Genomic DNA, 13930 nt, shown 5'->3' with positions numbered 1-13930 from the left:
TACGTCCCGGCCGCGGCCGGGAAGAATAACAGCTGGGAGGGCCGTTACTCGGCCATCCGAAGCGTAATTGACTGCGGGCCGCCGACGCGGGTCAACGCCGCGCCGTGCGCAGCGCTTAGCCCATGCGGTAATTCGGGGATTCTTTGGTGATGGCGACGTCATGGACGTGGCTTTCCTGAATACCCGCGCCGCTGATACGCACAAATTCAGCCTTGGTGCGCAGCTCGTCGATAGTAGCACAGCCGGTCAGGCCCATACAGGAGCGCAGCCCGCCCATTTGCTGGTGGACGATTTCCTTCAGGCGGCCTTTATACGCCACCCGGCCTTCGATACCTTCCGGCACCAGCTTGTCGGCGGCGTTGTCGGTCTGGAAATAGCGATCGGAGGAGCCCTTGGACATGGCGCCGAGCGACCCCATACCGCGGTAGGATTTAAACGAACGGCCCTGGTAGAGCTCGATTTCACCGGGGGATTCCTCGGTGCCGGCCAGGAGCGACCCGACCATGACGCAGGAGGCGCCGGCGGCGATGGCCTTGGCGATATCGCCTGAGAAGCGGATACCGCCGTCGGCGATAACCGGGATGCCGGTGCCTTCCAGCGCTTCCACCGCATCGGAAATGGCTGTGATTTGCGGCACGCCCACGCCGGTGACGATACGGGTGGTGCAGATGGAGCCGGGACCGATGCCCACTTTAACCGCGCTGACGCCGGCCTCGACCAGCGCGATGGCGCCGGCGCCGGTGGCGATATTGCCGCCGATAATCTGCAGGTCGGGATATTTGGCGCGGGTGGCGCGGATACGTTCCAATACGCCCTCGGAATGGCCGTGGGAGGAATCGATCAGCAGTACGTCGACGCCGGCGGCGACCAGCGCGTCGATACGCTCTTCGTTACCGGCGCCGGCGCCTACCGCCGCGCCTACCCGCAGGCGGCCGTGCTCGTCCTTGCAGGCGTTGGGCTTGCGCTCCGCTTTCTGGAAATCCTTGACCGTAATCATGCCGAGCAGATGGAAATGCGCATCCACCACCAGCGCCTTTTCCACGCGCTTTTCATGCATTTTCTGCAGCACGACTTCGCGTGCCTCGCCTTCTTTTACCGTGACCAGGCGCTCTTTCGGCGTCATGACCGCGGTAACCGGCTGGGACAGGTCGGTAACAAAACGCACGTCGCGGCCGGTGATAATGCCCACCAACTCGTTGTCGTCGGTGACGACCGGGTAGCCGGCAAAACCGTTACGGGCGGTCAGTTCCTTTACCTGGGATAAGGTGGTGGCGGGGGTGACGGTCTTGGGATCGGTGACCACGCCGCTTTCGTGTTTTTTCACCCGGCTGACTTCTTCGGCCTGGCGTTCGATGGACATATTTTTATGGATAAAACCAATGCCGCCTTCCTGGGCCAGGGCGATAGCCAGGGGCGCTTCAGTCACGGTATCCATGGCGGCGGAGAGCAGCGGAATATTCAGGCGTATTTTTTTAGTCAGTTGCGTGCCGAGTTCGGCCGTGTTGGGTAACACCGTGGAATGTGCAGGTAACAGGAGGAGATCGTCGAACGTTAGAGCTTCTTTTGCGATACGTAACATAGCAATATCTCACCAGGATGAATGTATAAAATATTGCCGTGGCATTATACAGAACGTAACCGGTTGCCTCCAGCACTTTTTAAAAAAAATGCTTGATCTGCGCTGAGCGATAAGTAATATCAATCGATTAACCCTTATTTATAGAAGTTGATCTGGCTCACATGTCTTCACCGCCCACCGCCTTGATTTTTACCGTCTCCCGTCTTAACCAGACGGTGCGCGAACTGCTGGAAGGCGAAATGGGCCAGGTCTGGCTGACCGGCGAAATCTCCAACTTCTCGCAGCCCGCCTCCGGCCACTGGTATTTTACGCTGAAGGACGATCGCGCCCAGGTGCGTTGCGCGATGTTTCGCAACAGCAACCGGCGGGTAACCTTCCTGCCGCGCAACGGCCAGCAGGTGCTGGTGCGGGCGGCGCTGACGCTGTACGAACCGCGCGGCGAATACCAGTTGGTAACCGAAAGCATGCAGCCCGCCGGCGACGGCCTGCTGCAACAGCAATTCGAGCAGCTTAAGCAGCGCCTGTCCGCCGAAGGTCTTTTTGACAGCATCCATAAGCAGCCTTTGCCCAGCCCGGCCCGCCGGGTCGGCGTGATCACCTCCGCCAGCGGCGCGGCGCTGCATGATATCCTCAATATTCTGCGGCGCCGGGATCCCTCGTTGCCGGTGGTGATTTATCCCACCCAGGTGCAGGGCCAGGACGCGCCGGCGCAGATCGTGCGCGCCATCGAGGCCGCCAACCGGCGCGGCGAGTGCGACGTGCTGATCGTGGGCCGCGGCGGCGGTTCGCTTGAAGATCTCTGGGGCTTTAACGATGAGCGGGTGGCGCGGGCGATTTTTGCCAGCCGCCTGCCGGTGGTGAGCGCGGTCGGCCATGAAACCGATGTCACCATCGCCGATTTTGTCGCCGACCTGCGCGCCCCTACCCCTTCGGCGGCGGCGGAGCTGGTCAGCCGCAATCAGCTGGAGCTGGCTCGGCAATTACAGTCCCAGCAGCAGCGCCTGGAAATGGCGATGGACTATTTTATGGCACAGCGCCAGCAGGTCCTGACCCGGATGCAGCACCGCCTGCAGCAACAGCATCCGCACCTGCGCCTGGCGCGCCAGCAAACGGCGCTGATAAAACTGCGCCGCCGGCTGGACGACAGCCTGCAGGGGCAGTTGCGCCAGGCGCGCTTACGCCAGGAGCGTTTGCTCCAGCGCCTGGGCCAGCGGGCGCCGCTGCCGCGCATTAATCACGCGCAGCAGCGCTTACAGTCTTTAGGCTACCGGCTGCGGCAGGCGATCGGCGGCCGCTTGAACCAGCAGGGGCACATACAGGCGCTGCGCTACCGGCTGGCGCAGGGCATCACCCGGCAGTTAAGCGGGGAGCAGCGGACCTTCGGCATGCTGTGCTCCCAGTTGGAAGCGGTCAGTCCGCTGAAAACGCTGGCGCGCGGGTTCAGCGTTACCACCGATACCAGGGGGGCGCTGGTCAAACGGGCCCGGCAGGTGAAGGCGGGGGATATCCTGTCAACACGTCTGGAAGACGGGCGGGTGGAAAGCCAGGTGCTGAGCGTCACGCCCGCCGCGGCGAAATCCGCGCGGCGCGCCAAAGACGCCGGATAACGCCCGGGGCCGGCGCCGGACGCCTGATTAATTCTGATTACCGCGCGCGGAGGCCAGGCGGGCAAAAGCGTTATAGCCCGCGCCAATCACCAGCAATGCGCAGGTGCCGAAAAACACCGGCCGCATACCAAAATGCCCGCCGATAAACCCGCCCAGCAGCGGTCCCGCCACCTGGCCGACATATTGCGCCGAGGTGGAATAACCCAGCATCCTGCCGGCAATCTTGTCCGGCACGTTATGGCGGATGACGCTGGCGATACAGGGCAGCAGCCCGCCCAGCGCCACGCCCATAAAAAAGCGCAATACCACCAGTTGCCAGCCGCGGGTGACCATCGCCTGCGGGATCAGCAATAACCCCGCGACCAGCAGGCAGCCGATTATCACCGTCCACGGCCCGTTGCGATCGGCCAGCCTGCCGAGCCAGGACGCGGAGACAATGCTGCCCAGCGCCGCGCTGGCCATCACCAGTCCGGCGACAAACGTGACCTGCGTGGACGCCACCAGTTGCGCCACGTACAGGGTGATAATCGGCTCGATGGACATATTGGCCACCATCAGCAGCGTGCCGGTAACCAGCATCGCCAGCACCGGCCGGGTAAACCCGGCGGCGTCCTCCGGCACGCTCTCTTTTTTGCGCCTGATGGCGGCGCCCGGTTCCTCGCGCAACAAAAACGTCGTCGCCAGGAAGGAGATAAAAATCGTCGCGCCGGCCACCATAAACGTGGCGCGGATGCCGATAAGCGGCGGCAGGCTGCCGCCAATCAGCGGACCGATGAAATTACCGGCCATGATGCCGGAAGACAGGACGCCCAGCGCCCAGCCGGTGCGCGCTTTGGGGGTTTGGGTCGCCACCAGGATCATGGACCCCGACGCATAGCCCCCCAGCAGGCCGGCCAGCAGGCGCAGCGCCACCAGTTGCCAGACGCTGTGCGCCATGCCCAGCAGCGTCATGGCGACCGCCATGCCGAGGCTGGCGCGGATCAGCATCAGCTTGCGGCCATAGCGATCGCCCAGGCGTCCCCACAGCGGCGCGGTCAGCGCCGCGCTGAAAAAGGTGGCGCCATAGGCCAGGCCCGACCAGAGGCTGATGGCGGCGTGGGTCGTTGCGCCCAGCTGTTCTACATACAGGGGCAGGAACGGCAGCAGCAGGGTCATGGCGATAATGGTGGTGAACGAACCAAAGACGCAGACAAACAAATTTTGTTGCCAGTAGCGGCTGCCGTCAGCCGAATCCGTCGGGGTGCTTGTCATATCCTTCCTGAGATCTGTGATGGCCATGGATTGGCGGAAATAATTAACCGCGCGTCGCCGTAGTGCTCCCGAGTAGCAAAAATAATATCAATCCAGCCGCCATGAAAACAACTTCTGCGCTACGGAAAAAAAGAGTGAAATGACGAGCTGCTAATTATTCCCGTAATAAAGAGGATCCGGCTGCCTAATGGGTCAACCATCGCAGATTACACTTAAAATGCCTTTTTTGTCCTGATAAAAAGAGAGTAAGCATTTGTTAATGAATGGTAAAAATTAATCAGCACCTTTGGACAAACAGCTGTTTATCAACCATTTACAACCTATAAGCTTTATGTATCTTAACCAGGTGATAACATCACTTTTTAGTTTACTTAGCCGTTGACGGCTAATAGAATCAAAAACGCTAAGCAGACAGTATTGGGCTCAAAGCAACCTCAATAATATTGCCCTGCGGTATACTTAATTTTCTTAAATAGAGACACTGCGCATGAAAGAGCATTTCATCGCACCCCTTTGCATGAATTTGTTGGCATCGTCCCAACGGCAAACGGCTGCGAATAACGCCCCGGTGGATGTTGTCCTGATCGGCGGTGGAGTCATGAGCGCTACGCTTGGAACCTACCTTAAGGAACTTGAGCCAGACTGGACCATCAATATGTATGAGCGTCTGGATAAGACCGCGGAAGAGAGCTCCAATGGCTGGAATAACGCCGGCACCGGCCATGCGGCGTACTGCGAGTTAAATTACACCCCGGAAATGGCCGACGGCTCGATTGATATCACCAAAGCGGTGGCGGTCAACGAGGCGTATGAAATTTCCCGCCAATTCTGGGCCTATCTGGTAAAAAATAATATTCTCGGCGCCCCCAAATCCTTTATTAATAACGTTCCCCATATGAGTTTTGTCTGGGGGGAGGAAAACGTTAATTTCCTGCGCAAGCGTTATGCCGCGTTGCAGGGCAGCACGTTATTCCAGGGCATGGAATATACCGAGGACAGCCACGTCATCAGGCAGTGGGCGCCGATGATCATGGCGGGCCGCGACACGTTCCAAAAGGTGGCGGCCACGCGCATGGCCATGGGCACCGACGTCAACTTCGGCGAACTGACGCGGCAGATGCTCGCCGCGCTGGAACGGCGGCCGAACGTTAACCTGCACCTGCGCCACGACGTGCTGGATATCAGCCGCAACGACGACAGTACCTGGACGGTAAAAGTCGCCGACCTGAACAACAACGGCCGGCAAAGCTCGGTGCGCGCACGCCATATTTTTATCGGCGCCGGCGGCGCGTCGCTGACGCTGCTGCAGAAATCCGGCATTCCCGAAGCCCGGGGTTATGCCGGCTTTCCGGTGGGCGGCAAGTTCCTGGTGACGACCCGGCCCGAGGTGGTCAACGGCCATCTGGCGAAAGTCTACGGCAAGGCGTCGGTCGGCGCGCCGCCGATGTCGGTGCCGCATATCGATACCCGCATGCTGGACGGCGAGCGCACCCTGCTGTTCGGCCCCTACGCCACGTTCAGCAGTAAATTCCTTAAACGCGGCTCCTGGTTTGATTTGTTCGGTTCGCTGACGTGGCAGAACCTGATGCCGATGATCCGTGTCGGCCTGGATAATTTCGGCCTGCTGGGGTACCTGGTGAGTCAATCGTTTATGTCGGATAAAAAACGGCTGGCGGCGCTGAAGGAATATTATCCCGAGGCCAGGCTGGAGGATTGGGAACTGACCGACGCGGGCCAGCGGGTGCAAATCATTAAAAAAGACGCCAGGAAAGGCGGCATCCTGCAGTTCGGCACCGAGGTGGTCAGCTCGGCGGACGGCAGTCTGTCGGCGCTGCTTGGCGCATCGCCCGGCGCCTCGACCGCCGCGCCGATTATGCTGCAACTGCTTGAGAGCATGTTCAGGGAGCAGGCGGCCTCCCCCGCCTGGCGCGCCAAGCTCCAGGAAATCATCCCCTCCTACGGCCGCCCGCTCGACGGCAGCGTTGAAATGACCAATAAAATACGCGCCTATACCAGCGGGATCCTGCAGCTGGCCTGCGTCGAGGCTACCCAGGGCAGCGCCGCCGGGTCCGCCGGCCTGTGGGATACCTTGCCCAAAGCTATCTAACCCACACAGCGGCCGGCTATGCGCCGGCCGCCCGCCTCCGCCCGCCGCGGCAAGCAGGCGCACAGCGGTCATCGCGTTTTTTTCCCCCGCCAAGCCGCCTTGCCCCGGCGGCCGGGTGCACGGACCCTGAACGCCCCTGTCCGCCGTTTGGCGATGGCGTATACATTGGCATTTAACTGAAATACTATGTGAACAAAGTACATGCTTTCCCTGCCGGCCATGGCATCACCGCCAAAGACGCCCGGGCAATCATCACCCTAAAGAAGGTATGCCATGCCGCTATCCCCGACACAAGAAAACAGCCCGGCATCGTCGTTATCCTCGCTGGCGGCGGTGCTGGCGCGCGGGGATTGGCAAAATCCCGGCGCGACCCATTACCGCAGGCTGCCCGCCCATCCGCCCTTCCATAGCTGGCGCGACGAGGAGCTGGCGCGTCGGGACACCGAAAGCGAACAACGCCGTTCCCTGGACGGCGAATGGCGTTTCAGCTATTTCCCACGCCCCCAGGCGGTACCGGAAAGCTGGCTGGAGGACGATCTGCCCGGCGCGCAGGCCATGGCCGTGCCGTCAAACTGGCAAACCGCCGGTTATGACCGGCCCATTTATACCAATGTCAAATACCCTATCCCGGTCAATCCGCCCTATGTGCCGCAGGATAATCCCACCGGCTGCTATTCGCGGGATATTCTGCTGCCCGACGGCTGGGCCGGCCAGGGGCGGACGCGGATTATTTTCAACGGCGTTAATTCGGCGTTTTATTTGTGGTGCAACGGACACTGGGTGGGGTATTCGCAGGATAGCCGCCTGCCGGCGGAATTTGACCTGAGCGATTATGTGCATCAGGGCCGCAACCGGCTTTGTGTTTTAGTGTTGCGCTGGAGCGACGGCAGCTATCTGGAAGATCAGGATATGTGGCGCATGAGCGGCATTTTCCGCCCGGTGTCCCTGCTGCATAAACCGCCGGTCGGTTTTACGGATATCCGTATCCGCACCCGGCTGGATGCGCTGTTGCATGACGCCGTGCTGGACGTGGACATCGCGATTACCCCTCAGGCCGCCGGCGCCGCCGCGGACTATAGCGTCGAGGTCGCCCTCTGGCGGGGTGACCTGCGCGTGGCCGCTCAATGTTCTGCGCTCGGCAGCGCGATAATCGACGAGCGCGGCCGCTATCCGGAGCGGGTTACCCTGGCGCTGCCGGTGGCCGCGCCGCGCCTGTGGAGCGCCGAAACGCCGGATTTATACCGGGCGGTGGTGGCGCTGCGCGACGGCCGGGGCGCGCTGGTGGAAGCCGAGGCATATGACGTAGGCTTTCGCCGGGTGGAGATACGCGACGGCCTGTTGCGCCTTAACGGCCAGCCGCTGCTGATCCGCGGCGTTAACCGTCACGAGCATCATCCGGCCCATGGTCAGGTCATGGACGAAGAAACGATGCGCCGGGATATCCTGTTGCTGAAACAGAATAATTTCAACGCGGTGCGCTGTTCGCATTACCCCAACCATCCGCTGTGGTATCGGTTATGCGATCGGTATGGCCTGTATGTGGTGGATGAAGCCAATATCGAAACGCACGGCATGGAACCCATGAGCCGGCTGGCCGACGACCCGGCCTGGTTTGCGGCATTCAGCGAACGGGTTACGCGCATGGTGCAATGCAACGGCAATCATGCCAGCATCATCATCTGGTCGCTGGGTAACGAGTCCGGCCACGGCGCCACCCATGACGCCTTGTATCAATGGGTGAAAGCCCATGATCCCAGCCGGCCGGTGCAGTATGAAGGGGGCGGGGCCAATACCCGCGCCACCGATATCCTCTGCCCGATGTATGCGCGCGTCGATGAAGATCAGCCGTTCCCGGCGGTGCCGAAATGGTCGATAAAAAAATGGATCGGCCTGCCCGATGAGCAGCGTCCGCTGATTTTATGCGAGTATGCCCACGCCATGGGCAACAGCCTGGGCGGTTTTGCCGCGTATTGGCGCGCCTTCCGCCAGCATCCGCGCCTGCAGGGCGGCTTTATCTGGGACTGGGCGGATCAGGCGCTCGAGCGCCAGGACGGCGAAGGCCGGATGTTCTGGGCCTACGGCGGCGATTTCGGCGATACCCCAAACGATCGCCAGTTCTGCCTTAACGGCCTGGTGTTTCCCGACCGCACCCCTCATCCGGCCCTGGTGGAGGCAAAGCACCAGCAGCAGTTTTTCCAGTTCCGCCTGCTGGACACCCGGCCGCTGAAAATAGACGTCGCCAGCGAATATCTGTTTCGCGCCAGCGATAACGAGCTGCTGCGCTGGACCCTTGAATGCGACGGCGATCCGCTGTTAAGCGGCGCGACGCCGCTGCGGCTGGCGCCGGGGCAACACGCCGCGCTGACGTTAGGCGACCTTCCGCCGCAGGCGGAAAAGGCGGGCGAATGGTATCTGCGCGTCAGCGTCGAGCAGCCTGCCGCCACCCCCTGGTCCCCCGCCGGACATCAGACGGCCTGGGCGCACTGGAAACTGGCCCGCGGGTTTATGGCGCCCATCGTCTCCGGCCCCCCCCGCCCGACGGACGCAACGCCCAGTCTGTCTGAGAATGCCGGCGAGTTTATCGTCCGCCATCACGATCAGCGCTGGGTGGTGGATAAACAGCGCGGCCAGTTAACCCAGTGGTATCGCGGCGACGCGCCGGGTCTGCTCAGCCCCTTGACCGATCAGTTTATCCGCGCGCCGCTGGATAACGATATCGGCATCAGCGAAGCGGACTGCGTCGACCCCAACGCCTGGGTGGAGCGCTGGCGCGCCGCCGGCCTGTATGACCTTGAGCACCGCTGCCTGCGGCTTCGCGCCGATCAATTGGCGGATCGGGTTGTGTTCGAGGCGGTACACGGCTATTTCCACCAGGATCGCCTGCTGCTGCAAAGCCACTGGCACACGACCATCGACCATGCCGGCCAGATGGAAAACCGGGTCCGGGTGGTGGTGTCGCCGTCCCTGCCGCCCCTGGCGCGCGTCGGCGCGGCATGCCAGCTCGCCCCCGGCGCGCAGGAGGTGTCCTGGCTGGGGCTGGGGCCGCACGAAAACTATCCCGATCGCCTCGCCTCGGCGCAATTCTCCCGCTGGCGCCTGCCGCTGGATAAGATGTATACGCCTTATATTTTCCCGGTGGAAAACGGCCTGCGCTGTTTTACCCGTGAAGTGGCCTTCGGCGACTGGCGGATCGACGGCAATTTCCATTTTTCCCTTAGCCCCTACGGCACCGGGCAGCTCACCCGCGCCACCCACTGGCATTTGCTGCGACCGGAACCGGGCCTGTGGCTGCATCTGGACGCCCGCCATATGGGCGTGGGCGGCGATGACTCCTGGAGCCCGAGCGTGCATCAGGATTATCTGCTCTGTGAGCGGGAATATGATTACAGGTTGCGTTGGCGCCGGGTATCCCTTGACAGCGCGGCCATTTTATCGCCAACACCGGTATCAACCTCGACCATACCGGACCGGGGAGGCGCCCATGACTGATGATACCAGGATAGTTATCCGTGCCATGACGCTTGCAAATAAAGAGGAATGGAAATTCCTCTGGCGCCGTTATTTAAGTTTTTACTCCACCATCCGCGACGATGCGCTATATGAGCATACCTTCGCGCGCCTGCTCGACCCGGCCTGCCCCGGCATGTTTGCCTATGTGGCGCTGTTGCAGGGGCATCTTATCGGCCTGGTCAATTGTATCGTGCACGATCACGGCTGGTATCATGAAAAAGTCGTGTACCTGCAGGACCTGTATGTGGAGGAATCGGCGCGCGGCAAAGGCGCGGGCCGGCAGCTGATCGAACGGGTTTACGCCCATGCGGACAGCCACGGCATGGCCAATGTGTACTGGACGACGCGCACCACGAACCATTCCGCCATGAAACTGTATGACAAGGTGGCCCATAAGACCGATTTTATCAAATACCAACGCTAGCCCCGCGGCGGGTGAGCCCGGTTTCTGGCGCGCCGCCCGCCACCGGCAACGACCTGCCGGCAGCCAAGGCTTAGCGATCCGCTTTGGTCGCGATGATAAAAACCCCTATACTTTAATAAAATGCTAATTATTGATAGGGGGTAAAATGGAAAACCTATACCGGCGGCACCTGAGCGTTATTCCACCCTATATACTGCGGCGCATTATCGAAAAAGGCAGCGAACACCAGCGCCAGTATGCCCGGCATACCCTGAACCATGTCTATAGCCTGATGGGACAGAACCCGGTGGCGGCCCGTTACCAGCCGACGGCGCAAGCCGGCACGGTGGAACGCGCCATTTATGACGCGCATAACACCACTAACCTGCCCGGCAAGGCGGTGCGGCGGGAAGGCCAGGCGGCGGGGAACGACGTTGCGGTCAATGAAGCCTACGATTACCTGGGCGTCACCTACGATTTTTATTGGCAGGTGTTCCAGCGCAACTCGCTGGACGCCAAAGGGTTGCCGCTGACCGGCACCGTGCATTACGGTACCGATTACCAAAATGCCTTCTGGAACGGTGAACAAATGATATTTGGCGATGGCGACGGTGAAATATTTAACCGATTTACCATCGCTATCGACGTGGTGGCCCATGAATTAACCCACGGCGTCACGGAATCCGAGGCGAATTTAATCTACTTTGAACAGGCGGGCGCGCTTAACGAGTCGCTGTCGGACGTCTTCGGTTCGCTGGTGAAACAATATCACCTGGGACAAACCGCCAAACAGGCCGACTGGATCATTGGCGCCGGTTTGCTGGCCGCCACCATCAAGGGCAAAGGGCTGCGCTCGATGGCCAAGCCCGGCAGCGCCTACGACGACCCGGTGCTCGGCAAGGATCCCCAGCCCGCCGACATGGCCGGTTTTGTGCACACCCGCGAGGACAATGGCGGCGTGCATCTCAACTCCGGCATTCCCAACCGGGCGTTTTACCTGGCGGCCATAGCCCTGGGCGGCCATGCCTGGGAAAAAGCGGGTGCTATCTGGTACGCCACGCTGTGCGATAGCCAGTTAAAACAAAACGCCGACTTCGCCGCTTTCGCCAGACTGACCGTGAAACACGCCGGCGAGCGTTTTGCCGCTAAAGAGGCCAAGGCGGTGGAGCAGGCCTGGCGCGAGGTGGGCGTATTGTCTTAAGGCCCGTGCCGTTCGCCTCGGCAAGGGCCGGCATGCGGCCCGGAGTGGGTGTTGCGTTGACATAATGCCGGGAGAGCCTGATGGACCTGTTATCTTTATTAAACGAGCATGCGGTGATTGAACTGTCGCGCGAGGGGGGCTTTGCCTATATTCCCAAGCTTGCCGCCCAACAGCGTTTTGCCCTGTGCGACCTGTCGTCGGCGCAGCGGGAGCAGTTGTGCCATCTGGTCAGCCGCGTGGCGCTGCTGGCCCAGCACAGCGGGCAGAACCGCGCGCCCGGCAGCGGCGATCAGCGGTTTTACCGCATCCTGATCGTCGGCCAACCGCCGGGAGAGGCGCAGCCGGCACAGGCCGAAATCGTGGTGCCGGAGAGCAGCGCGCCGCCGGAATTGGAAATTTTATGGCAAAAGGGGACGTTTTAAAGCGCGGCGTAATGCCAGTCCACCCTTTTCCTGGAAATCAGGCCGTCGCCGCGCGGACAGAAATAATCCACCGCGCCGCAGGCCTTAAGCACGTCCAAGGGCTGCCCGCAGTCGGGACAGATAGCCTGCGCCTGAAAGCGGCGACGGCAATGCTCGCAAACCTGGTCTTCGCCGTCGGCCTGCATCGGACCGGCGCATACCGGACACCGTGGCGTCATGATCGCCTCCCCCTTTTCCACGTGTAGCCGCACCCGGCCGCAATTCACCCGCTTAGCGCGGACCCGGTGGGCATCGCGTGCTTATTTACTTTTTTTAATGTGACTAATCAAACGCTTGCGTTTACGCATCTGGTTCGGCGTCAGCTTGTTATGCTTGCCGGCGAACGGGTTTTCCCCTTCATTGAACTGGATACGGATCGGCGTGCCCATGATTTCCAGCGAGCGGCGGAAATAATTCATCAGGTAGCGTTTATAGGAGTCCGGCAGGTTTTTGACCTGGGTGCCGTGGATCACCACAATCGGCGGATTATAACCGCCGGCATGGGCATATTTCGGTTTTACCCGGCGCCCGCGCACCAACGGCGGCTGATGCTCTTCCACCGCCATTTGCATGATTTTGGTCAGCATCGCGGTGCTGATGCGCTTGGTGGAGCAACGATAGGCTTCATTCACCGATTCGAACAGGTTGCCCACGCCGCTGCCGTGCAGGGCGGAAATAAAGTGCACCCGGGCAAAGTCGATAAAGCCCAGACGCATATCCAGGGTTTCCTTGACCTCGTCCTTGATCTCCTGCGTCAGGCCGTCCCATTTGTTCACCGCGATCACCAGCGATCGCCCGCTGTTAAGGATAAAGCCCAGCAGCGACAGGTCCTGATCCGAAATCCCCTCGCGGGCATCAATAATCAGCAGCACCACGTTGGCGTCTTCGATGGCCTGCAGGGTCTTGATCACCGAGAATTTCTCCACCGTCTCGGTAATCTTGCCGCGCTTGCGCACCCCGGCGGTATCGATAAGGATATATTCCCGCTCGTCGCGCACCATGGGGATATAGATACTGTCGCGGGTTGTGCCCGGCATATCGTAGACCACCACGCGATCCTCGCCCAGGATACGGTTGGTCAGGGTGGATTTGCCGACATTGGGACGCCCGACGATGGCCAGCTTGATCGGCAGGGACTGCGGATCGAACGCTTCTTCCTCGTCCTGCGGGATTTCGTAATCGTCCTCGTCTTCTTCGGTCCAGGGTTCCATGCCGGGATACTCGATAGGCTCCTCGACCGCGCCGCCATCGCCTACCAGCGGCAGCAAGACTTCTTCCATCAGGGCATTAACGCCGCGGCCATGGGAGGCGGCAATGGCGAAGACTTCACCCAGCCCGAGGGAATAAAAATCGCCCACCGCGCTCTCGGCATCAATGCCGTCGGTTTTGTTGGCTACCACCACCGTGGTTTTCTGCCTGCTGCGCAGGTGTTTGGCAATGCCCTGATCCGCCGCCATCAGTCCGGCGCGGCCGTCGACCAGGAACAGCACGATATCCGCTTCCTCGATCGCCACCAGCGACTGCCCGGCCATGCGGGTTTCGACGCCATCCTCGGTGCCGTCGATACCGCCGGTGTCAACGACGATATACTCATGGCCTTCCCATTCTGCACGACCATACTTGCGGTCACGCGTCAGCCCCGGAAAATCCGCCACCAACGCATCGCGGGTATGCGTTAACCGATTAAACAGGGTGGATTTTCCTACATTCGGGCGCCCGACCAGCGCGACGACAGGTATCATTGTTACAACCTCATCAGGTAATTTTTCTGTTTCAGCACTTAATCAGGCTGATTATATAAGACAAAACGG

Annotated in this window: 10 protein-coding genes; 6 read left to right on the top strand and 4 right to left on the bottom strand. The window is 60.8% G+C overall.

The annotated features are described in order from the left end of the window. Positions 1 to 115: 115 nt before the first annotated feature. Positions 116 to 1579 (bottom strand): IMP dehydrogenase, encoded by a 1464-nt coding sequence (gene guaB / locus ACL2XF_RS01535; protein ID WP_410014021.1) that lies wholly within the window; start codon positions 1577 to 1579, stop codon positions 116 to 118. A gap of 161 nt (positions 1580 to 1740) precedes the next feature. Between guaB and xseA the strand changes: the two genes are divergently transcribed. Beyond that, a complete protein-coding gene (gene xseA, locus ACL2XF_RS01530; RefSeq protein ID WP_413721168.1) occupies positions 1741 to 3186 on the top strand; it encodes an exodeoxyribonuclease VII large subunit in 1446 nt (481 codons plus the stop codon). Between the two features lie 27 nt (positions 3187 to 3213). On the opposite strand, the gene ACL2XF_RS01525 is transcribed toward xseA, so the two are convergent. Then, positions 3214 to 4437 carry an MFS transporter gene (locus ACL2XF_RS01525; protein WP_413727865.1) on the bottom strand — a complete coding sequence of 408 codons (1224 nt, stop codon included), beginning with the start codon at positions 4435 to 4437 and terminating at the stop codon, positions 3214 to 3216. 487 nt (positions 4438 to 4924) lie between these two features. Here ACL2XF_RS01525 and mqo point away from each other — a divergent pair, with 487 nt between their 5' ends. From mqo to ACL2XF_RS01500, 5 genes are all read left to right on the top strand, one after another. Beyond that, positions 4925 to 6544, top strand: a complete 1620-nt coding sequence (mqo, locus tag ACL2XF_RS01520; RefSeq protein ID WP_413727864.1) for a malate dehydrogenase (quinone) — start codon at positions 4925 to 4927, stop codon at positions 6542 to 6544. 273 nt (positions 6545 to 6817) lie between these two features. Further along, a complete protein-coding gene (locus ACL2XF_RS01515) occupies positions 6818 to 10033 on the top strand; it encodes a beta-galactosidase (RefSeq protein WP_413727863.1) in 3216 nt (1071 codons plus the stop codon). Then, complete coding sequence (locus ACL2XF_RS01510) at positions 10026 to 10478, top strand: GNAT family N-acetyltransferase (RefSeq protein WP_413727862.1); 453 nt, start codon at positions 10026 to 10028, stop codon at positions 10476 to 10478. Before ACL2XF_RS01515 ends, ACL2XF_RS01510 begins: the two co-directional genes overlap by 8 nt. A 145-nt stretch (positions 10479 to 10623) precedes the next feature. Continuing rightward, complete coding sequence (locus ACL2XF_RS01505; RefSeq protein ID WP_413727861.1) at positions 10624 to 11658, top strand: M4 family metallopeptidase; 1035 nt, start codon at positions 10624 to 10626, stop codon at positions 11656 to 11658. 80 nt (positions 11659 to 11738) lie between these two features. Next, positions 11739 to 12080 (top strand): protealysin inhibitor emfourin, encoded by a 342-nt coding sequence (locus ACL2XF_RS01500; protein ID WP_410014014.1) that lies wholly within the window; start codon positions 11739 to 11741, stop codon positions 12078 to 12080. On the opposite strand, the gene ACL2XF_RS01495 is transcribed toward ACL2XF_RS01500, so the two are convergent. After that, positions 12077 to 12298, bottom strand: coding sequence for a zinc ribbon domain-containing protein (locus tag ACL2XF_RS01495; protein WP_410014013.1), 222 nt, complete (start codon positions 12296 to 12298; stop codon positions 12077 to 12079). The two genes, ACL2XF_RS01500 and ACL2XF_RS01495, sit on opposite strands and share 4 nt — an antisense overlap. Before the next feature lie 81 nt (positions 12299 to 12379). Next, a complete protein-coding gene (der, locus tag ACL2XF_RS01490) occupies positions 12380 to 13861 on the bottom strand; it encodes a ribosome biogenesis GTPase Der (RefSeq protein ID WP_410014012.1) in 1482 nt (493 codons plus the stop codon). Positions 13862 to 13930: the final 69 nt, after the last annotated feature.

It is taken from the genome of Sodalis sp. RH19 (assembly GCF_047324215.1).
Classification (GTDB): Bacteria; Pseudomonadota; Gammaproteobacteria; order Enterobacterales; family Enterobacteriaceae; genus Acerihabitans.
This window is presented reverse-complemented; position numbering and strand designations above follow the sequence as displayed.